Origin of the sequence: Pseudochrobactrum saccharolyticum (assembly GCF_008801715.1) — a bacterium.
GTDB lineage: Bacteria > Pseudomonadota > Alphaproteobacteria > Rhizobiales > Rhizobiaceae > Pseudochrobactrum > Pseudochrobactrum saccharolyticum.
In genome coordinates, this window is record NZ_VZPG01000003.1 from 429704 (window position 1) to 452052 (window position 22349).

Below are 22349 nucleotides of genomic sequence, written 5' to 3' on the forward strand. Positions count from 1 at the left end.
TGCGCCTCATTTTTAACCGGACAAAACTGACGCAATACTATCGCCCTCATAATAAAGCGCAATAAAAAAGCTCAGAGACTTGCGCCCCTGAGCTTAATTTAATTCCGGAACAGATCAAAATCAGAAAATCTGACGTTCGCCCTGCTCATCACGGATCCAGGTAGTCAGGCCGATTTTGCTCATCTGAGCGAGGAACGGACGCGGATCAAGTTCTTCAACATTGACCATTGTCTTGGCATCCCACTCACCGGTCGCAACCAGCATGGCAGCCGCTACCGGCGGAACACCGGCAGTGTAGGAAATACCCTGTGAACCAACTTCATTATAGGCATCCTTATGGTCTGCCACATTATAAATGAAGACTTCACGGTCTTTACCGTCTTTGCTGCCTTTAACCAGATCACCGATACAGGTCTTGCCGGTATAATCCGGTGCCAGTGATGACGGATCAGGCAGCACAGCCTTGACCACTTTCAGCGGAATAACTTCCAGACCTTCAGCGGTTTTAACAGGCTGTTCCGACAACAGGCCGAGATTGTTCAGCACGGTAAAGACGTTGATGTAATGATCGCCGAAACCCATCCAGAAGCGCACATCCGCACCCTCGATATTGCGTGCCAGTGAATGCACTTCATCATGACCGGTCATATAGGCTTTCTGCTTGCCGACGACAGGAAGATCATATTCCTTGCCCACTTCAAACATCTTATTGACCTGCCATTCACCCTTCTGCCACGAATAAACGCGACCGGTGAATTCACGGAAATTGATTTCCGGATCGAAATTGGTGGAGAACCAACGGCCATGGGAACCGGCATTGATATCAATGATATCAATATCGGTGATCTTGTCGAAATACTCGTCCTGAGCCAGACGAGCATAGGCATTCACCACACCCGGGTCGAAGCCGATACCGAGAATAGCAGTAATACCTTTTTCAGCGCAGAGTTCGCGGCGCTTCCATTCATAGTTTGCATACCACGGCGGGGTCTCACAAATCTTGTTCGGTTCTTCATGGATAGCGGTATCCATGTAAGCCACGCCGGTTTCGATACAGGCCTGCAGCACCGACATATTGATGAAAGGCGAACCGACATTAATCACGATCTGTGAATTTGTCTTGGTAATCAGTGCCTTCGTGGCTTCAATATCCAAAGCATCCAGTGCATGGGCTTCCAATACGCCCTCGACCTTCATACTTTTCTTTTCACGAACGCTTGCGACCATATCATCGCATTTTGATTTCGTTCGCGAAGCAATGTGAATATCACCCAGTACATCGTTGTTCTGCGCACATTTATGCGCCACAACCTGCGCCACGCCTCCGGCACCAATAATCAGGACATTTTTTTTCATTTCACGCGGTACGCTCCATAGTAGCCTTTTCGGCATAATCACAAATTTTTCTGATAATGATTATGCACTAATCAATGATACGCCCTGTACAGATTGCTCCGCACAAAGCGCATCGTTTGCATTTTATAGTATCTGCCTCAGGAAAGGGCGGCAGCAAAGTCGTCAAAGGTAAACTCTTTGACAAGCTCTTCAGTTCCGTCGAGCTGACGGACAACGATGGATGGCATTTTAACGCCGTTAAACCAGTTCTTCTTGACCATTGTATAACCGGCCGCATCCTGGATGGAGAGACGATCACCGATCTGCAACGGTTTTTCAAAACGGAATTCGCCGAAAATATCACCGGCAAGGCAGGACTTGCCGCAGATCATGATTTCATGATCGCCTTTATTCGGCTCCAGCTTCGCAGTCTGACGATAGATCAGCAGATCAAGCATATGGGCTTCAATCGAGCTGTCGACAATCGCAAGATTTTTGCCGTTGAACAACGTATCGAGCACAGTCACTTCTAACGTAGCGGATTTGGTAATCGCAGCTTCACCCGGTTCCAGATAGACCTGTACACCATATTTTTCGGAGAAAGCTTTCAGACGTGCGCAGAACTGATCCAGCGGATAGTTTTCACCGGTAAAGTGGATACCGCCGCCGAGGCTGACCCACTTCACGCGGGAAATCAGATGGCCGAAACGCTCTTCAATAATGCCGAGCATCTCATCAAAACGCTCGAATTTATCGTTCTCACAATTGTTGTGGAACATGAAGCCCGAGACTTTATCCATCACGGTTTCGATCTTCGCAGCATCCCATTCGCCAAGACGGCTGAACGGACGCGCCGGATCGGCCAGTGAGAAGTCGGAAGTGGAAACCTGCGGGTTCACACGCAGACCACGAATGTGGTTTCGGGATACTTCTTCAAATCGGGTCAGCTGACCAATGGAATTGAAGATGATCTTGTCGCTGTTCGCGAGTACATCCTCAATTTCATCATCCGCATAGGCAACACTATAAGCATGTGTTTCGCCGGCAAATTTCTCTTTGCCAAGACGCACTTCATAGAGCGAAGACGAAGTTGTACCGTCCATATATTCACTCATCAGATCAAACACGGACCATGTGGCAAAACATTTCAGTGCCAGCAGCGATTTCGCGCCGGACTGCTCACGCACATATTTAATCTTTTCCAGATTTGGCAGAAGTTTGGTCTTATCAATGAGGTAATACGGGGTCTTGATCGTCAATTCGTTTGTCCGGTCCGTTACTGTTACGTGTTTTGGCGGGGAAATTTATCCTGTTAACAGGAGACCGCGCGGCAAGACTGCCGGATTGCGGTAGCTTTCTTTACTGCATAATCTTCAAAATCGAAACTGATTTTATAAATTTATACAGATCGCAATATAAAAAACCTCCGTCCGCCTCTACTTTGGGTGTCAGATTATATCTGCCTTTATATAGGGGCTTAATATGACGGTTTAAATAAGGGCTGATAAAGCTTTGCCGTAATCGCGTTTTGGGCCCGCAAATATGCAGCTATTACCGGAAAAATTTAAAAAATCTGTCTGTGCGGTTGGCAGCCCCGCAATCCTGACGGATAATGCAGCATTCTTTCGACCCGATCAAAACCAATGATATGAGGTAATCGAATGTCCCTTACCCGCAGAAATATCTTCAGCCTCGCCACGGCTGCAACACTCACCGGCCTTGCTGCGCCGCAGATTTTAACCCGTGCGGCCTTTGCTGATGTACCGCTTTCCGGTGTCTCATCACCCGGTTTTCACCGTTTCATGCTCGGTGATTTTCAGATCACAGTCTTACTGGATGGCCTGCGCGCCGGTGAAGCCCCGCAAAAAACCTATGCCATCAATCAACCGGAAGAAGCGGTTGCAGACTTGTTGAAAGCCAATCTTCTGCCTGCTGATCGTTTCGTCAACGGATTCACACCGACACTGATCAATACCGGCTCAGAACTGATCCTGTTTGATACCGGCATGGGTGCCGCTGCCCGCGAAAACGGACAGGGAAAATTACCGGCAATGATTGAAGCTGCCGGTTACAAACCGGAACAGATCACTATTGTGGTACTCACTCATTTCCACCCTGACCATATTGGCGGGTTAATGGAAAACGGCGCTCCCGCCTTTGCCAATGCGCGCTATATTACAGGTCAGGCAGAATATGATTTCTGGACCAGTCCTGACCGTGCAGGCACACCGGCCGAAGGCGTGCAAAAAATTGTTCTCGCCAATGTCAAACCGCTGGCAGACAAAACCAGTTTTCTTAAAGACGGGGATGCTGTTGTTTCCGGTATTACGGCACTTGCTGCTTTCGGCCATACACCCGGCCATATGGCTTTCCGCGTTGAATCCGGCGGTAAGCAGATCATCCTGATTGCCGACACGGCCAATCATTTCGTCATCACATTGCAAAGACCGGAATGGCATGTGGTTTTTGATGCCGACAAAGAAATGGCGGCTGCAACCCGCAAGCGCATCTTTGATATGATCGCTTCGGAACGCCTGCCATTTATCGGTTATCATATGCCGTTTCCGGCTATCGGCTATTTGCAGGCGATGGATCAGGGGTACCGGTATGTTCCTGAGAGCTATCAGCTCGATCTATAGAAAAAACCGGAGCTACCAGCTCGATTTATAGAGGCGCGCAGCAAAATACATCACGCTGTTTTTCATCAACAGCGTGATCTTACATGAAATAGGTAGCAATGCGTTTGCCTTCCACATCCTGCACTTTGAACACGGTGCCATAGATGGATTCCAGCACCACAGGACAAACGATTTCTTCCGGCGTACCCTGACAGAAGAGCTTGCCGTGCTGCATTGCAACAATATGGTCGGAATAGCAGGATGCGAAATTAATATCATGCAGCACAACGACAACCGTCTTGCCCAGATCATCCGCTGCTTTGCGCAAGAGTTTCATCATCTCGACAGAATGTTTCATATCGAGATTGTTCAGCGGCTCGTCAAACAGCGTATAATCCGTGTCCTGACACAGTACCATTGCCACATAAGCGCGCTGACGCTGACCACCGGACAATTCATCAAGAAAACGATCAGCCAGATCATTCAGGTTCAGATATTGAATAGAACGCGCCACAAATTGCGCATCTTCCGCAGTCGGCCTGCCTTTGCTGTAAGGATAACGGCCGAAGGTCACCAGATCGCGCACAGTCAGGCGCGCCGTCATATGGTTTTCCTGACGCAGGATCGACAAACGCTTGGCCAGCACATCGCCGGCGGTACGCGCCACATCCATATTGTCGACCAGAACCTGCCCCTGATCAGCCGGAATAAGGCGGCTTATCATCGATAACAGCGTGGATTTTCCCGCGCCATTGGGGCCGATAATTGATGTGATACCGCCGGATGGCAATGTCAGTGAGACATCATTCACAACCAGAGTTTCGCCATAGGTTTTACTGACGGCTTTGACCTCGATCATCGGGCAACTCCTCGTACCAGCATCAGAATAAAGAACAGACCACCGACAAATTCGATCACAATACCCAAGGCGGTGTTGAAAGCGAAAACGCGCTCGAGAATGAGCTGCCCGCCGACAAGAGCAATCACAGCCAGCAGCACGGCAGCAGGTATTGTGTAACGGTGACGGGTAACCGGCATAATCATATAGGCCAGATTGGCCACCAGCAGTCCGAAGAAAGTGACGGGCCCCACCAAGGCAGTGGACACCGAAACCAGCACAGCCACCATCATCAGAATGATCATTGTTGTGCGCTTGTAATTAATACCCAAGCCGATGGCTGTCTCGCGCCCAAGTGACAGAATGTCGAACCGGTGGCCGATACGCCATGCCGCAACAGACACCAGCCCGACAACAAGGGATGAGAGGCCGAGCAGCTGGCTGTCAATCGTGTTGAATGATGCAAATAACCGGTCCTGCAACACAACAAAATCATTCGGATCGATAATCCGTTGCATAAAGCCGGTACCGGAGCGGAAAAACACGCCGAAAATAATCCCCACCAGCATCAAAAGATGCAGCGAGCGCCCCTCACCGGCAAACAGCCAGCGATAGAGCAGACCGGAAAAGCCCATCATCAAAGCGATTTCAACCAGAAACATCAGCTTCGGATTGGCCATTGAAACCGCATGAGCACCCAGCGAGAACACCAGCACCGTCTGCAACAACGCATAAAGCGCGTCAAAGCCCATGATGGAAGGTGTGAGAATCCGGTTATTGGTAATGGTCTGAAACAAAACCGTCGACAAAGCGATGGAATAGGCCACCAAAATCATGGCCGCGAGCTTGGTGCCGCGAAACGGCAAGACAAAGCTCCAGCTGCCCTTGGCACCAATGGTCATGAAAGCCGCCATCGCAATCAGTGCCAATGCACCAAGCAAGATCAGCCGTTTCACAGCGCTTCTGCGATTGGCCGGATTTTCAACCGGCAATGTGCCTTCACTGCGCACCGGATAGATTGTTTCATGCACCACGGGCGGACTTCCTTAAAACGAGATACAGGAAGAAGGCACTGCCCAGCACGCCAAGAATTGTACCGACAGGAATTTCATAAGGCGCGTTAATCGTGCGGCCGATCATATCGCAGATCAGCACCAGCCCTGCACCAAGCAGCGCAATCCACGGCAGCGAGCGACGCATACTGTCGCCCATCACCATGCTCACCACATTGGGCACAATCAGACCGAGAAACGGCACAATACCAACAGTCGTCACCACGCAGGCCGTGACCATGGAGACAATGGTCAGACCCAAAGTCATCACGCGGCGGTAATTCAGACCGAGATTGGTGGTAAATGCCTCGCCCATACCTGCGACAGTAAAACGGTCAGCGGCAATATAGGCGGCAATGGTCAGGCCGAAAGACAGCCATAACAGCTCATAGCGCCCGCGCAGCACGGCAGAAAAATCACCTGTCGTCCATGCGCCCATGGATTGCAGCAAATCAAAACGATAGGCAAAAAATGTGGTGATTGCCGAGATCACACCGCCGAGCATGATGCCGACAAGCGGTACAATCACCGGTGAGCGCAGCGGAATCTGACGCAAAATCAGCATGAACAGCGCAGTGCCTGCGAGTGCAAAACTGGTTGCAACCAGCATTTTGCCAAAGACCGGCAAACCGGGTGCAAGGATCATCACGGTGAGAATACCGAGTGAGGCAGAATCCACCGTACCGGCCGTTGACGGCTCTACAAAACGGTTGCGTGCCAGAATTTGCATGATTGTGCCGGAGACGGCCATGCCTGCACCGGCAAGGATCAGCGCAAGCGTGCGTGGAATGCGGGTTTCCACCAGTACAAATTGCGCACGCCGTGCGGTCTCATCGCCGAACAGGCTTTGTAAAGACACGTCGCTCACACCGATAAACAGACTTATCAGAGCAAGAAGAACCAGCAGGCATGTTGCAGCGATCAGTTTCACAAGGCGGCAACCGTTCTAGGCGCATCCCAAAAACGGAACAGGACGCACAGACACACAACAAGCTATTCCGCAGACAGAGAGGCTCTGACAATTGCGGTCAGCGGCGGGGGCATAATACAGGACAAACAAAAGGCAGCAGTGACAATGCATTGCCGCCTTTTTTGATATCCTTGCAGACAATCCGGATGCTTTAACCTGAAAGAACCGGCGGGGTAAAGTCAAAACACGACATATTTACTCCGCTTATCCGTAAAGCCGTCCGGAATCTTATTTCCGCAGGCTTATTTCTTTAAACCGGCAATCAGTTCATCGACAATATTGCCCATTGAGGTCAGACCGCTGGCATTGAGATACCATGCGGAACCGTCCAGATAGATGACCTGCTTGTTCTTCCAGGCATTGGTCTGGGCAACCACAGCATTGTCGAGGAATTTCTCGGCAGCCACACCTTCACGGCCGATCGCTGCGTCACGGTCGATCACATAGAGCCAGTCTGGATTCTTTTCGAGGATATATTCGAAGGAGATCGGCTGACCGTGACCGCCCGGCTTGATATCATCAGCAGCAGGCTTCACACCGAGATCGTCATAAAGCACACCAAAGCGCGAGCCTGGACCATAGGCACTGATCTTGCCGCCGGTTGTCAGAACCAGCAAACCTGTGCCTGCTTTTGCAGTCAGCGCTTTCAGCTCGTCTTTTTTGGCATTCAGCTTGGTCAGCGCATCTTCAGCTTCTTTGTCTTTGCCGAAAATATTAGCCAGAGTGCGGACATTGTCTTCCGAGCTTTTCACGAAATTTGCAGCGTCGGCAGTCAGGTCGATTGTCGGCGCGATTTTTGCCAGTTCAGCATATTTGGCAGCGGAGCGACCACCAACAATAATCAGATCCGGCTGTGCAGCGTTGACAGCTTCATAATCCGGCTCAAACAATGTACCGATCTTGATATATTCATCGGCATCATATTTGGTCAGGTAATCCTGCTTTTTGATGGTCGGAACACCCAGAACCTTAACGCCCAATGCATCCAGCGTATCAAGGGATGAAAGGTCAAAAGTGATAACCTTCTGCGGAACATCCGGCAGTTTGGTTTCACCCTGTGCGTGTTTCACGGTGACTTCACCGGCAAGAGCCGCGCCTGCAAACATTAGGGCACCGGCAGCGATGCTTGCGAAAAGTCCTGTCATCCGTTTCATTGCTTTTCCTCTTCAATAGCCTGATTTATCCGGCAGATTTTCGAAATTCACGTATCAGTCTTCAACATGGTCATGGCCGCCGATACGACCCGGACGCCAATAGCCTTCAGAAGCGATCTGCTCGCGGGTCAGGCCGCGCGAGATCAGATTCTGGCGCTGCTTGCGCACATTGCTGGTTTCACCGATCAGAATGGCATGGCCACGGCCATGCGGCAGCATAAAGCCGGCAACCGCCTCTGCCATCAGATCGCTCGGACCTGCTTTTTGATCACCGCGATGCAGCCATGTGATCTGCGTCGCTGACAATCCTTCGCGGACATCATTCAGCGCGATCTGCGAGGCCACACTGTCCACCTCGATCAGAACATGCATCTGCGCTTTTGCAGGCATGGTTTCAAGAATATGGAAAATCGCCGGAATGCAGCATTCATCACCGGTAATCAGATGCCAGTCAGCATCCTCACGGAAAGATGCGCCACCGCGCGGACCACGTACACTGATTTTGTCGCCGATCTTGGCATCACGGGCAAAAGCCGGTCCGGGTGTCAGATGTGTACCGTCGCCATGCATGAAAAAATCCACATCCAGCAGGCCTTTTTCTTTATCAAGGCTGCGGATTGTATAGTCACGGCGGCCAAATTCGCCATCGCCGGTCGGCAGCATCATCACAATGGCCTGTCCTGCACGATAGGTGAATTCTGCAATATCCGGTGCGGTAAAAGTGACACGGCGCATATTGGCCGGAGCATCCGCCACAGCGGTTACAGTCAGTTCCCACTGACGCAGTTGCGGACGGCCTGCCGGCGGGGTCTGTACTGGTGTCGTCTGATCCGGTGTCATTTGCATATTCACTCCCTATAGGCGTTCAGAGCGCCGTGCGCCCAATGGGGCGTACAAAACTCGCTACACGGCAGGCAAACATCATTTCTGACATGCCTCATCGCTTTGCCTTATGCTATAGATAAGTGGATAAAAGAAATCAACTTTGTATTATCTTATCCGGAGCTTTTCACCGGCATATCCGGCTGCACCAGTCGCGCGAGGGCTGCAAGCAGGTCGGTTTGCGAGATCAAACCTTGCACATGGCGGTCTTGATCTACAATAATCACCGCATGAGAACGGCCATTGGTGAGCACCGGCAAAAGACTCAGAGCCGTATCTTGCGGCTGAGCCACAGGCGGACTGGTCATCAGCGTTGCAACAGCACCCTTGCCTTTCAGCAATTCACGCAAGCCCACGGTGCCAAGCAACACATTGCGATCATCAACCACCGGCAGCGAGCGGATATTATGCCGGAGCAATAATGAACGGGCATAATCATCCGTATCATCCGCTTTCACAGACACAACGTGGCGTGACATGATCGACGCGCAATCGGGCCCCGCTTTACCTGCAGCATTGTTACGCATGACAGACTGCATCTCGATTTGCCGCAGCAAGACTTCCAGATCTTCACGGCTGATATCGAAACTCTCCTGCATTTCAGACAACGCAGCATCAATATCAGCGGAGGTCGGGCCGCCGCGCATTTGTGTCGGCGTATCCTGCGTCTGGTGTGGATTTATGACCGGTATTGTGTGCGGATAAGGGCGTCTCAGCAGCCTGTGAAAAACAATGCCAAACAGCACCACAATCGCAGAATCCAGCGCCACCGGCGTAAAAGGAAACAAGAAGCCCGCCTCGGTCACTGTGTGGCCGCCGATCACGGCAGTAAGCGCAATCGCTCCGCCGGGCGGATGCATGGCACGTGCCAGCGACATGGCAAGCACGGACAAAGAAACCGCCAGACCGGCCGCCAGAAACGGCTCTTTCACCAGCTGATAGACAATAACGCCGATCAGGGCAGAAATCGTATTCCCGCCAATAATTGCCCATGGCTGCGCCATCGGACTGGTCGGAACAATGAAGAGCAATACGGCCGAGGCACCGACCGGTGCGATCAGAAATACATAATGCGTGGTGTGGTCATAGAGCCATGCGCTGACCATGCCGGTCACAACAACACAGAGCAGAATACCAAGACTGGCAATCAGTCGGGAACGAAAAGTTGCACCGGCCAGCAAGGGCGCAAAAAGACGGTCTGCCGTGCGTTTCAGACGGCTGCCGTTTTTTTCAGGCGAGGACATTTGAGAAAACCACTATCACATTTCGGGAGCCTATGTGATTAACAGCTGCACATAATGATGAACAAGTCGGAAATCAGAAAAATTCAATATCGTCAGGTACCGACCCGTACAACTGTGCCGAGAAGTGCTTTCATTATGCCAGCGATAGAGATCCCCAAAAACGCACCGGCAGCCAAGCCTGAGGCCAAACTATAAATGACTACAAATTTCAATTCAGCAGGGCTTTCCGGATGATAAGCGGCATAGACATTCACAATATATAAGCAACTAAAACTAAACAAAACAACAACCAACGGCACCTTGGAGCCGGGACGCTGGACCATTCCTGTTGCCGCATCCAACACCGCAGGGCGACGCTTTGCCATAATGAACTTGCCAAGAAACAAGCCAGCTATCAAAGCAGCAACATAAATTAAAAGTGCCGTCCACGGCATATGTAACTTGCTGAAAATACCATAGATGCCCCAGAGCAAAAAAATGCATGGCATCAAAAGCATTCTCCAAAGAGACGTCTCGTTGGGAGACAAAAGAGAAACACCGCTATAAATAAGATATGCAAGCAGAACCCATACCCACCACGGCGTATGCATTACAATCTCTATAAGCTGCATGATTCACCTTTTAAAAAATCAATGAAATAATAGAGAGTTTTTGAAAACCGGCTATACCCTGCCCTTGCTCGCAATTAGTACAGTCTAATGGCTGAAAATCCTGCGGAATTGCATAATTTGCGCAAATGGTGCCGAGCGCACTTTGCCGAATTTGCTGCCATCCACCACCAGATAAGAGTCCATCGCGCGGGCAATTGCCATCTGTTTGACCGGAATCTCATGAAAATGCGAACAGGTCACGCCATGTTCATCATGCACACCGCCCGCCGAGATAAAGGCCTTATTGATGATGATTTTCTTCAATGTCTCAATCCCCTCCTCACCGGAGAAAGAGGCAGCGGAGCGGTGGAACAGGCCGCCCAGCACAATCAGGCGTACATCCTCACGGGATGACAGGATTTCCGCAACATTGAGCGAATAGCAAACAACCGTAACAGACTTATTCTCTGGCACCAGACGCGCCAGATGCGGCGTGGTCGTACCGCAATCGATGAAAATCGTGTCATGTTCTTCAATCATCGCGGCAGCTTCCGCGCAAGCCTGCGCCTTGGCACCCGCATGGCAATCACTTTCGTGGTCAAGACTGTAATCGCTGTGACCATTATTATCCTGCGCAGAGAAAATATAACCGCCAAGGCAATTCAGCCCCTTGAGCACATCACTATCCGAGCGCGCCAGATCCCCGCCGTTGAGATCCCGCTGCGCCATATCACGGCGGATGGTCATTTCAGAAACACCGAGTTGCGCTGCCGCATCCCGCAAACGCATCACACCTTGTTTTTCCATCAATGCTGCGAGCTCTGTGAGACGCTCGTCTCTGCGGCTGGTTCTGCTCAAGATTCTCCCCCTTTTTGAATCATTTTACTCTCCCACCTACAAAAAATAGTGCGTTGCGTGAAGCGGCAGTCTTTGCAGACTTGACACATTAAATTATTTAGTGAAACGATCCAAACATAATGATCGGATACTAACAATATAATATCCGTCTTATTGTCAGATAATTTCCATGATCCGGGGTGAAGGAAATTATCGGATAACAGGATGTTTAACAGGTAGGGTTTCTCAGGGAGGATCGCGTGAAAAAACTTCTCGCTTCTGTTGCAGTTGCAATGTCCATCGCTATGCCATCCGCTTTCGCGGAAGGTGTAATCGACACATCCAAGGTCAATAAAGACCTCATCACCACAGCCAATGACAAGAAATATACCATTGCGACCGTTGTTAAGGTCGATGGTATTGCATGGTTCGACCGTATGCGTGACGGTGTGGCTCAGTTTAAAGATGAAACCGGCCATGACGTATGGATGGTTGGCCCAAGTCAGGCTGACGCGGCCGCTCAGGTGCAGATCGTTGAAAATCTGATCGCACAGGGCGTTGACGCTATCACCATCGTACCGTTCTCGGTTGAAGCGGTTGAGCCGGTTCTGAAAAAAGCCCGCGAGCGCGGCATCGTGGTTATCTCCCACGAAGCATCCAATATCAAAAACGTCGATTATGACATCGAAGCCTTCGACAACAAGGCTTACGGCGCTAATCTGATGAAACAGCTCGGCGAATATATGGGCGGCAAAGGCAAATATGTTGCCACTGTCGGCAGCCTCACCTCGAAGTCCCAGATGGACTGGATTGACGGCGCTGTGGAATATCAGAAAGCCAATTTCCCGGAAATGTCGCAGGCAACTGAGCGTCTGGAAACCTATGACGATGCCAATACCGACTACACCAAGCTGAAAGAAGCAATGACCACCTATCCGGACATTACCGGTATTCTGGGTGCGCCGATGCCGACTTCTGCCGGTGCCGGTCGTCTGATCGCTGAAGGTGGTCTGAAAGGCAAAGTCTTCTTCGCAGGTACAGGTCTGCCATCGGTTGCCGGTGAATATCTGAAGAATGACGATATCCAGTATATCCAGTTCTGGGATCCTGCTGTTGCCGGTTATGCCATGAACATGCTGGCTGTTGCTGCTCTGGAAAAGAAAAACGACCAGATCAAAGCCGGTCTTGACCTCGGCCTTGCCGGTTACAATTCTCTGCTCGCTCCGGATGCTGCACAGCCGCATCTGCTCTATGGTGCAGGCTGGGTTGGCGTAACCAAAGACAACATGGCTGAATACGACTTCTAATCTGTAAAGAGCCGGAGGCGGTAACAGGCTTGTTGCCGCCTCTGTTTTTACCGGAGCAGACTATGTCCAAATTCAATCATGGGCATTTCTCTGGTTTCTTTAATGGCCGCATATCACAGATGTCCGAATTGATCCGGGTTGACTGTGAAATGCTCCAGCTCTGCGGGAACACATCCGTTCTGTCACAGGCAGGAATAATATGACTGAAAATCTGATAGAACTGCGCAATATCGGCATGCGCTTCGGGGGTGTTAAAGCCCTTGATGATGTGTCGCTGACCATCCGCCGCGGTGAAATCCATTGCCTAGCCGGTGAAAACGGCTCCGGAAAATCCACAATCATCAAAGTGATGTCCGGTGTTTACACACCGCAGGACGGCGAAATCCTGTTTGACGGCAAACCTGCCGGCAAGCTCAATCCTGTCAAATCCGTTCATCACGGCGTTCAGGTGATTTATCAGGACTTTTCCCTGTTCGGAAATCTGACCGTTGCCGAAAATCTGGCGCTGAACACTTTCCTGATCGAAGGCCGTAAAACCATCAACTGGAAACAGGTTCGCGAACTGGCACAGAAGGCGCTCGACCGCCTTGATGTAAAAATTAATCTCGATGCAAAAGTCGACAGTCTGCCAACCTCTGGCAAACAGATTGTTGCCATTGCCCGTGCGGTTATGGCCGATGCGCGCCTCATCATCATGGATGAGCCGACAACAGCGCTGACCCGCCATGAGGTGGATGCACTCTTCAAGATCGTGCGCGATATTCAGGCACAGGGCATTGCCGTGCTGTTTGTCAGCCACAAAATGCGCGAGATGCTGGAAATCAGCGAACGCCTCACCGTATTCCGCAACGGTAAGAAAGTCGCGGAAGGCCCGATCAGTGAATTTGACGAACCGGCAATTACCCGTGCGATGACCGGTCTGGATCTGAAACCGGACAGCTATGTCTGGCAGGCACAAGAACAGAGCACACAGCCGGTACTTCAGGTTGAAGACCTGAAAGCCAAAGATTCAGCGACCGGTAATGTGCTGCTCGACGGGGTAAACCTGTCGCTCCATGCCGGTGAAATTGTCGGTATTTCCGGCCTGATCGGCTCCGGCCGTACAGAGTTCGCTTTGTCGCTGTTTGGTATGCTGCCGCAATGCACCGGAAAAATGCAGCTGAACGGCAAAACCATTCATCCGAAATCAGTGCGTCAGGCCATTGATCTCGGTATTGCCTATGTGCCGGAAGACCGCCTCACGGAAGGTCTGTTCCTCACCCAGTCGATTGAGCGCAATATTATTGTGACCTCGCTGGATAAGATGGTGAGCGGCCTCTTCATCAACCGTAAAAAAGTCGATCAGGTCACGAAAGAAATGTTCGACGCCATGCAGATTGCAGCACCGGGTCCGCATACACCGGTCAACCATCTGTCCGGTGGTAATGCGCAGCGCGTGGTGCTTGCCCGCTGGCTTTTGACCGGTGCAAAAGTGCTGATCCTCAACGGCCCGACGGTTGGTGTGGATGTGGGCTCCAAGGCGCAGATTCATGCGATTATCCGCAAACTCGCCAAGGATAACGGTCTCGCTGTTCTGATGATCTCCGATGATGTGCCGGAGCTGGTGCAGAATTGTAATCGTGTTGTCGTGATGCATCGGGGCAAGCTGGTGGATGAATTGTCCGGCAGTGCCATGACTGAAGATGCCGTCAATGACCGGCTGAAGACACTGAACTGAGGAACCGGTCATGAAGTTCTATCAAACAACAGAATTTATCATCGCCTGCGTTCTGCTGCTGGCCATGATTACTATCGGTTTTATCAATCCGGCCTTCTGGTCGCTGGACAATATGTTCGGCCTGCTGCGCTCCAATGTTGTGATCGGCATTATGGCGCTTGGCGTATTGCTGGTGATGATCTCCGGCGGGATTGACGTGTCTTTCACCGCTTTCGCGATTGCGGCTATGTATCTGACTGTTAAAGCCATGGTCGCCATCGGCTATGACGGTGTGGTCATTCCGTTTATCGCGGCCACGCTGATCGGTCTGGCACTCGGCGCTTTCAACGCGGCGATTATTTACAAGTTCCGTATGATCCCGCTGATCGTGACACTCGGCACCGGCTCCATTGTGCGTGGTCTGGTTCTTGGTCTGGTCGGCACCAGTATCGTCAACATCAACAAGATGCCGAAAGAGCTGATCGAATTCGGCAAGACCGACGTCGTTTCTATGACCTCGGCCACCGGTACGAATTTCGGCCTCACGGCGATGGTGCTGGTTTACTTAGGCATCGCGCTGCTCATTCATCTGATGCTGAAATATACCATGATCGGCCGCTCGATCTATGCCTATGGCGGTTCGCCTGAGGCGGCAAAACGCGTTGGTTTCAGCACCGCCAAAACCATTTTCGTGGTCTATTGTGTGGCCGGTGCGCTGGCCGGTTTTGCAGGTTTGCTGCATTCCTCGATGATCTGGCTTGCCAATCCGCGTGACTTTACCGGCCTTGAGCTGGAAGTGATTGCAGCGGTTGTGCTCGGCGGCGCGTCGATCTTCGGCGGACGCGGCTCGGTGCTTGGCACTTTGCTCGGCGTTTTCATGCTGGTGATGGTCAAGAACTCGCTGATTATCATGAAAGTCGACACCACATGGCAGAAAGTTGTCGTTGGTCTCATCATCATCATCGCCACGGCAATTACCGCATGGCGTGACCGGAAAAATCTGGTGTGAGCGGCGGGGATAAAGATATGAAAAAAGATATTGATACGCGCCGTTTCCTGAGCCCTGCTAATATGGATCGCAATATCCTGCAGCTGGTGATTATCACCGTGCTGGTTTTTGCTGCCATGAGCTGGCTCAATCCGGATAAATTCCTGCGCTATTACAATTTTGAATCGATCAGCTACATCATGCCCGAGCTCGGCATTCTGTCGATTGCCATGATGATCGCCATGCTGACCGGCGGTATTGATCTGTCGGTTGTGGGCATCGCCAATCTCTCCGGCATTCTCGCCGGTGTCTATTTCCACTCCACCATGGTGCAGGCCGCTCAAAATTCCGACAGCAATATGCTGTTCTATACGGTGATCGGTGTGCTGCTTGCCTTGCTGATGGGACTGGTGGCAGGGCTGGTCAACGGGATATTGATCGCTAAATTACGCATCACGCCAATTCTCGCCACGCTTGGCACCGGTCAGGTATTTATGGGGCTGGCACTGGTACTCACCGGCGGCCCTGCGATTGTCGGCTTTCCTGATGCATGGAACATGATCGGCAATGGCAAAATCTTCGGTATTGCCACACCTTTCATCATCTTTGTTGCTGTGTCCGGTCTGATTGCGCTGCTGCTCAGCCGCACCACCCTCGGCCTCAATCTGATGCTGATCGGCACCAATCCGAAAGCTGCGGTATTTGCAGGTCTGAAAAAAGACCGCATGATCCTCTATTCCTACATGCTTACAGGTATGCTCGCCTCACTGGCCGGTATCATCCTGTCCGGCCGTACCAATGCTGCAAAATCCGATTACGGCGCATCCTATCTGCTGCAGGCCGTGCTGATTGCCGTACTCGGCGGCACCAATCCGGCTGGCGGTAAAGGGCGTGTGCTGGGTGTGGGTATTGCGCTTGTGGCGCTGATGCTGCTGTCATCGGGTTTCCAGATGCTGCGTTTCTCCAATCATCTGATTGATTTCATCTGGGGTGCATTCCTCATTCTGGTGATTGCAATCAATGCATTCCGCAATTCAGACAGGTAAAGCCATGCAGGATATTTCCGTTCATCTTCGCCGTCAGGATTTCACCGACAAGCCGCATGAAATTGCTTCATCGGATGGTCTGACCGTTACTGCATTCCGCTACGCCACCGGCGTTGAAGCGCTGATGATTGAAAATCAGCGCGGCCATCTGATCGTGCTGCCCTATATGGGGCAGATGGTCTGGGGTGCGGAATTTGACGGCGTTGATCTGACCATGGGCAACAGCTTTGCCATGCCGCGCCCTGCCAAAACCATTGCCGAGACCTATGGCTGCTTTGCCTTCCATTCTGGCCTGCTGCGCAATGGTGTGCCATCGGCACAGGATACCCATGCCGCGCATGGCGAAATGCCATGTGCCAATATGGATGTTGCAGGTCTCATCTTTGGTGAGGATGAACAGGGCGCCTATGTCGAAGTGACAGGCGAATATGAATATGTGATGGGCTTTGGTGCGCATTATCTGGCACGCCCGTCCGTGCGCCTTTATGCGGATGACACATTATTCGACATCGAAATGGACGTGGAGAACCTCTCCTATGCCCCGATGGAACTGATGTATATGTGCCATGTCAACTTCGCCTATGACGAAGATGCCCGTATCATTCAGCCGACCTCCTTCTCGCCGGAAGATACTAAAGTGCGCACCTCCGTGCCTGCCCATGTGACACCAAATCCTGACTATCTGGCGCTGATTGACGAGCTGGCCAAAGACCCGTCCGTCATGGAAGTGCTGGACGATCCTGACCGCTATGATCCTGAGCAGGTTTTCTATCTGCGCAATCTGAAACAGGATGAAAACGGCACGATTCATCAGATGATGAAGCTGGAACAGGGTGAGGCTTTTGCCATCTCCTATCCGGCGGCAGATTTCCCGAAATGCGTGCGTTGGGTTCTGGTCAATGGCGATGCGCAGGTTGCAGCTTTTGCCCTGCCTTCCACCTGCGAACCGGAAGGCTATCTGGCAGAAAAAGCCAAAGGCAATGTGCGCCTGCTGGCTCCGGGCGAACGCGCGACTTTCCCTGTACGCCTCGGCTATCTGGCACCTGCGGAAGCTGATGAATTTGAGCAGATGATCACTGCGCTTTAAGGCACTGATCCGGAACAACTGATGGTGTTCCGAATAAGATTAAGTGCGGAAACAAAGAGATAGAGTAGTTCTGATGTCGAGAAAAATCGCTGTTGTCGGTTCCAATATGGTCGATCTGGTTACCTATATGGATCGTATGCCGGTCTTGGGCGAAACGCTGGAAGCGCCTTTGTTTGAAATGGGCTGCGGCGGCAAAGGTGCCAATCAGGCATTTGCTGCGGCACGACTTGGTGCCGATGTAATGATGGTAACCAAAGTCGGTGATGATATTTTCGGCGACAATACTATTTTCAACCTGAAAAAAGCCGGTATCGACACCAAGCATGTCGGCGTTATCAAAGGTAAATCCAGCGGCGTCGCCCCGATTTTTGTCGATAAAAGCGGCGAAAACTCCATTCTCATCGTTAAGGGCGCCAATGCCGATCTGCTGCCGCAAGATGTGGATGATGCAGCCGAAGATCTGAAACAATGCGGCCTGATCCTGATGCAGATGGAAGTACCGGTCGAGACCGTCTACCACACCATCGCCTTTGCAGCGGCCAATGGGATTGAAACCATTCTCAATCCGGCACCGGCTGCGGCTGACCTTGATCCTGAACGTATCCGCCAAGTGTCATTCCTCGTACCGAACGAGACCGAGCTGGCGCTGCTTTCCGGCATGCCGACCTCGACAGACGAAGAGACTATTGCTGCTGCCCGCTCGCTGATTGCCAAAGGTATCCGCACTGTCATCGTAACCCTCGGTGGTCGCGGTGCGCGTCTGGTAACCGCTGATGATTTGGTCAATATCGCACCGGTCAAAGTCACCCCGAAAGATACAACCGGCGCAGGCGATGCCTTTATCGGCTCTTTCGCACGGTTCTATGCCGAACACGGCAATGTGGCGGAGGCTCTGAAAAGCGCCAGTCTCTATGCCGCCGACAGCATTACAAAGACAGGCACGCAGAAATCCTATGCATCTCTCGAAGAGTTTGCAGAGTTCTGCAAAAGCCATAGCTAAACCAGAGCGGTTCCAGCCAATATTGAACCATTGGAACCGCTCTATCTATTTGCCTAACGCATTTCCGAACGCAAAACCGGTTCCCACTTTTGCTGGAAAGTGCTCCTAAATATGCTGCGCCAAACGCCTGATAACAGGCAGAACAGCGCGTTGATTTAACCGGTGCAATCACCGGAACTGACAGCTTTCCGGTTTTACCCCCGTAGCCGGAAACCTGTCAGGACAGCTTGCTTCCACCCAGAACAGGCCTCTGATTGCACCCCAATTTTACGGATATACGATGAGCACTTCTCATGCACGTAACACCGGAACCCCGCTGAAAACCGAATGGTTTGACGATATCAACGTCAACCGCTCGGCACTTGAGCGCCGTGCCGCGACCATTCCCGCCCGCCGTTCGGTGAAAAAGGAATATCAGGCTGCCTGGCTGGTACGCGCCATCCAGTGCATTGACCTGACAACACTGGCCGGTGATGACACTGCCGGTCGTGTGCGCCGCCTTTGCGCCAAAGCCAAAAACCCGATCCGTGCGGATATTCTGGAAGGTCTTGGCCTCGCTGATGCCAATATCACCACCGGTGCGGTCTGCGTTTATCCGACAATGGTTCCCCATGCGGTTAAAGCGCTGGAAGGCACAAATATCCCCGTTGCTTCCGTCGCCACCGGCTTCCCTGCCGGTCTTATTCCGCTGCCGCTGCGTCTGGCTGAAATCCGTTATGCGGTTGAAGAAGGCGCGAAAGAAATCGATATCGTCATCACCCGCGAGCATGTTCTGACCCAGAACTGGCAGGCGCTTTATGATGAAATAGCTGCGATGCGCGAAGCCTGCGGTGAAGCCCATATGAAGGCCATTCTGGCCACCGGCGACCTGCAAACGCTGACCAATGTCTATAAGGCATCTATGGTTGCAATGCAGGCCGGTTCCGACTTCATCAAAACCTCGACAGGCAAAGAAGAAGCCAATGCAACACTACCGGTCAGCCTGACCATGGTACGTGCACTGCGCGATTACGGCGAACTCTCAGGCCAGATTATCGGCTTCAAGCCTGCCGGTGGCCTGCGTACTGCAAAAGAAGCCCTCGTCTGGCTGTCGATGATGAAGGAAGAGCTGGGTCATGACTGGCTGCAGCCGGATCTGTTCCGTATCGGCGCATCCTCATTGCTCGGCGATATTGAACGCCAGCTCGAACATTATGTGACCGGCCGTTATGCCGACCTCTCCCGTCACGCTGCGGCATAAGGAATTACGACTATGGCACAGATCAAGGATATTCTGAACACAATGGAATATGGTCCGTCTCCCGAAGCCAATGGCGATGTTGTTGCATGGCTGAAAAATCATTCCACACCATTTGGTCACTTCATCAATGGCCGCTTTACTGATGCAGGCAATGCGCAGATTATTGATGTTATCAATCCGGCAACGGAGCAGCGCTTGGCTGGTATTGCCAAGGGCACTGCGGAAGATGTTGATACGGCTGTCAAAGCCGCGCGCACAGCTTTCGGCAAATGGTCGAAACTCTCCGGCCATGAACGCGCCAAATATCTCTACGCGATTGCCCGACATCTGCAGAAGCGTGAGCGTTTCTTCTCCGTGCTGGAAAGCATGGATAACGGCAAACCGATCCGCGAAAGCCGCGATATTGATGTGCCGCTGGCTGTCCGTCATTTTTACCATCACGCCGGTTGGGCTGAGATGGTGGAAGATGAGTTCCGTGGTTTCTCCCCTGTCGGTGTTTGCGGTCAGGTGATCCCGTGGAACTTCCCGCTACTGATGCTGGCATGGAAAATCGCCCCTGCTCTGGCTGCCGGTAATACGGTTGTGCTGAAGCCTGCCGATCTGACACCGCTGACAGCGATCGCCTTTGCAGAAATCTGCCATGAAGTCGGTCTGCCTGCCGGTGTGGTCAATATCGTACAGGGCGACGGCGAAACCGGTGCGCTGATCTGCGGCCATGAGGATGTCAACAAGGTTGCCTTTACCGGATCGACCAATGTCGGCCGTGTCATCCGCGAACAGATTGCCGGTTCCGGCAAAAAACTGTCGCTGGAACTCGGCGGCAAGTCACCATTCATCGTGTTTGAAGATGCCGATCTCGACAGCGCTGTTGAAGGTGTTGTTGATGCAATCTGGTTCAATCAGGGTGAAGTTTGCTGTGCAGGTTCCCGCCTGCTGGTTCAGGAAGGCATTGCCGAGCGCTTCTATAGCAAGTTGCGCAAGCGTCTTGAAACAATCCGCGTCGGTGATCCGCTAGATAAATCCACTGATGTCGGCGCAATCGTCTCCCCGTTGCAGGTTAAGCGTATTTCCGCGCTGATCGCCAAAGGTGTGGAAGAAGGCGGTGCACTGTGGCAGACCGCGAATGCCCTGCCAGCCAAAGGCAGCTTCATCGCGCCGGGCTTCTTTACAGAAGTGGATCAGGCTTCCACAGTTTGTCAGGTTGAAATCTTCGGCCCGATTGCGGCAGCAACAACCTTCCGCACACCGGCTGAAGCGATTGCACTGGCCAATAACACTTCTTACGGACTGGCCGCTTCCATCTGGTCGGAAAATATCAATACCGCTCTGGATATTGCAGCTTCCGTTAAGGCCGGTGTTGTCTGGATCAACTGCACCAATATGCTCGATGCCGGTGCCGGTTTCGGTGGTTATCGTGAAAGCGGTTTCGGCCGTGAAGGCGCACGCGAAGGTCTCTATGAATATCTGGTCAGCGACTGGGAAAAAGCTCTGCCGCTCGTTAAAGAAACTGATGCACCATCTTTCTCCGCTTTGCCTGTCGCCGGTGAAAAAGTGGCTACCGGTTCTATCGACCGCACCATGAAAAACTATGTCGGCGGCAATCAGGCACGCCCTGACGGTGGTGCAAGCTATGCGGTTTACGGCAAAGGCAATGTTGTCATCGGTGAAGCACCGCTCAGCAACCGCAAAGATATCCGCAATGCCGTGGAAGCAGCAGCAAAAGCCGGATCATGGGGCGGTGCAACCACCCATAACCGTGCACAGGTACTGTATTACTTAGGCGAAAATCTCGAACAGCGCCGTGCTGAATTCATTGAATTACTCACCACCAGCACCGGTGTTTCCGAGAAAAAGGCAGAAGAAGAATTCGACGCTTCAATCCGTCGTATTTTCTATTATGCCGCACAGGCAGACAAGTTTGACGGAGCCGTTCACTCCACCAAATCGCGTCATGTCACACTGGCCATGAATGAGCCATGGGGCGTGACCGGTATTGTCTGTCCTGATGAATTACCATTGCTCTCAATGGTCTCACTGATCCTGCCAGCCATTGCTATGGGCAACCGGACTGTCGTTGTGCCGTCCGGCCGTCACCCATTGATCGCCGGTGCTTTCTATCAGGTGCTGGATACATCAGACGTACCGGCCGGTGTGGTCAATCTCATCACCGGTGAACGCGATGTGCTGGCAAAAACGCTGGCTGAGCATGATGCCGTATCCGCGCTCTGGTATGTCGGCTCGCAGGCAGGCAGTGCCATGGTTGAGAAAGCCTCGACCGGCAATCTCAAAGCCACATGGGTAAGCAATGGCCGCCAGCGTAACTGGCTGGATACAGCACAGGGTCAGGGACGTGATTATCTGCGCCGTGCAGTGCAGGTGAAAAACATCTGGGTGCCATACGGCGCATAATTCAGATTACAGCGTAAAAAAGCCGCCGCCTGTTCTCAGGCGGCGGCTTTATTTAT

At 52.1% G+C, this 22349-nt stretch carries 19 protein-coding genes; 9 read left to right on the forward strand and 10 right to left on the reverse strand.

Going from position 1 to position 22349, the window contains the following annotated elements:
• Positions 1–120: 120 nt before the first annotated feature.
• Together F7P81_RS11960 and F7P81_RS11965 are read right to left on the reverse strand one after the other, a co-directional pair.
• On the reverse strand, positions 121–1356 hold the full coding sequence (locus tag F7P81_RS11960) for a saccharopine dehydrogenase family protein (protein ID WP_151159674.1): 1236 nt from the start codon (positions 1354–1356) through the stop codon (positions 121–123).
• A gap of 137 nt (positions 1357–1493) precedes the next feature.
• Positions 1494–2588 (reverse strand): carboxynorspermidine decarboxylase, encoded by a 1095-nt coding sequence (locus F7P81_RS11965; RefSeq protein WP_075656923.1) that lies wholly within the window; start codon positions 2586–2588, stop codon positions 1494–1496.
• A 408-nt stretch (positions 2589–2996) separates the two neighbouring features.
• Here F7P81_RS11965 and F7P81_RS11970 point away from each other — a divergent pair, with 408 nt between their 5' ends.
• Positions 2997–3974 carry an MBL fold metallo-hydrolase gene (locus F7P81_RS11970; protein ID WP_151159675.1) on the forward strand — a complete coding sequence of 326 codons (978 nt, stop codon included), beginning with the start codon at positions 2997–2999 and terminating at the stop codon, positions 3972–3974.
• Between the two features lie 79 nt (positions 3975–4053).
• Here F7P81_RS11970 and F7P81_RS11975 read toward each other — a convergent pair whose 3' ends face one another.
• The 8 genes from F7P81_RS11975 to F7P81_RS12010 form a co-directional block, all read right to left on the reverse strand.
• Complete coding sequence (locus tag F7P81_RS11975; protein ID WP_022711980.1) at positions 4054–4812, reverse strand: iron ABC transporter ATP-binding protein; 759 nt, start codon at positions 4810–4812, stop codon at positions 4054–4056.
• Positions 4809–5705, reverse strand: coding sequence for an iron chelate uptake ABC transporter family permease subunit (locus tag F7P81_RS11980; protein WP_083647156.1), 897 nt, complete (start codon positions 5703–5705; stop codon positions 4809–4811). The genes F7P81_RS11975 and F7P81_RS11980 overlap by 4 nt, the downstream gene beginning before the upstream one ends.
• A 109-nt stretch (positions 5706–5814) precedes the next feature.
• Positions 5815–6774: an ABC transporter permease gene (locus tag F7P81_RS11985; RefSeq protein WP_022711978.1), complete on the reverse strand. Its 960-nt coding sequence runs from the start codon at positions 6772–6774 to the stop codon at positions 5815–5817.
• Positions 6775–7055: 281 nt separating this feature from the next.
• Positions 7056–7967 (reverse strand): siderophore ABC transporter substrate-binding protein, encoded by a 912-nt coding sequence (locus tag F7P81_RS11990; RefSeq protein ID WP_075656512.1) that lies wholly within the window; start codon positions 7965–7967, stop codon positions 7056–7058.
• A gap of 54 nt (positions 7968–8021) precedes the next feature.
• Positions 8022–8813: a siderophore-interacting protein gene (locus F7P81_RS11995; RefSeq protein WP_246176110.1), complete on the reverse strand. Its 792-nt coding sequence runs from the start codon at positions 8811–8813 to the stop codon at positions 8022–8024.
• Positions 8814–8962: 149 nt separating this feature from the next.
• Positions 8963–10093, reverse strand: a complete 1131-nt coding sequence (locus F7P81_RS12000; protein ID WP_022709630.1) for an HPP family protein — start codon at positions 10091–10093, stop codon at positions 8963–8965.
• Between the two features lie 92 nt (positions 10094–10185).
• Positions 10186–10704: a DUF6622 family protein gene (locus F7P81_RS12005; RefSeq protein WP_151159676.1), complete on the reverse strand. Its 519-nt coding sequence runs from the start codon at positions 10702–10704 to the stop codon at positions 10186–10188.
• A gap of 84 nt (positions 10705–10788) precedes the next feature.
• Positions 10789–11541, reverse strand: a complete 753-nt coding sequence (locus tag F7P81_RS12010) for a DeoR/GlpR family DNA-binding transcription regulator (protein WP_022709629.1) — start codon at positions 11539–11541, stop codon at positions 10789–10791.
• 239 nt (positions 11542–11780) lie between these two features.
• Between F7P81_RS12010 and F7P81_RS12015 the strand changes: the two genes are divergently transcribed.
• The 8 genes from F7P81_RS12015 to F7P81_RS12050 all read left to right on the forward strand — a co-directional run bounded on the left by F7P81_RS12015 (position 11781) and on the right by F7P81_RS12050 (position 22293).
• On the forward strand, positions 11781–12827 hold the full coding sequence (locus F7P81_RS12015) for an autoinducer 2 ABC transporter substrate-binding protein (RefSeq protein ID WP_075656504.1): 1047 nt from the start codon (positions 11781–11783) through the stop codon (positions 12825–12827).
• 199 nt (positions 12828–13026) lie between these two features.
• Complete coding sequence (locus tag F7P81_RS12020) at positions 13027–14544, forward strand: sugar ABC transporter ATP-binding protein (RefSeq protein WP_151159677.1); 1518 nt, start codon at positions 13027–13029, stop codon at positions 14542–14544.
• A gap of 10 nt (positions 14545–14554) precedes the next feature.
• A complete protein-coding gene (locus F7P81_RS12025; protein WP_022709626.1) occupies positions 14555–15532 on the forward strand; it encodes an ABC transporter permease in 978 nt (325 codons plus the stop codon).
• A 17-nt stretch (positions 15533–15549) separates the two neighbouring features.
• Positions 15550–16557 (forward strand): ABC transporter permease, encoded by a 1008-nt coding sequence (locus F7P81_RS12030; RefSeq protein ID WP_151159678.1) that lies wholly within the window; start codon positions 15550–15552, stop codon positions 16555–16557.
• A gap of 4 nt (positions 16558–16561) precedes the next feature.
• Positions 16562–17644 (forward strand): aldose 1-epimerase family protein, encoded by a 1083-nt coding sequence (locus F7P81_RS12035; protein ID WP_151159744.1) that lies wholly within the window; start codon positions 16562–16564, stop codon positions 17642–17644.
• 73 nt (positions 17645–17717) lie between these two features.
• Positions 17718–18644, forward strand: coding sequence for a ribokinase (gene rbsK, locus F7P81_RS12040; protein WP_151159679.1), 927 nt, complete (start codon positions 17718–17720; stop codon positions 18642–18644).
• A 280-nt stretch (positions 18645–18924) separates the two neighbouring features.
• On the forward strand, positions 18925–19884 hold the full coding sequence (deoC, locus tag F7P81_RS12045; protein ID WP_151159680.1) for a deoxyribose-phosphate aldolase: 960 nt from the start codon (positions 18925–18927) through the stop codon (positions 19882–19884).
• 12 nt (positions 19885–19896) lie between these two features.
• Complete coding sequence (locus F7P81_RS12050; protein WP_170265269.1) at positions 19897–22293, forward strand: aldehyde dehydrogenase family protein; 2397 nt, start codon at positions 19897–19899, stop codon at positions 22291–22293.
• Positions 22294–22349: the final 56 nt, after the last annotated feature.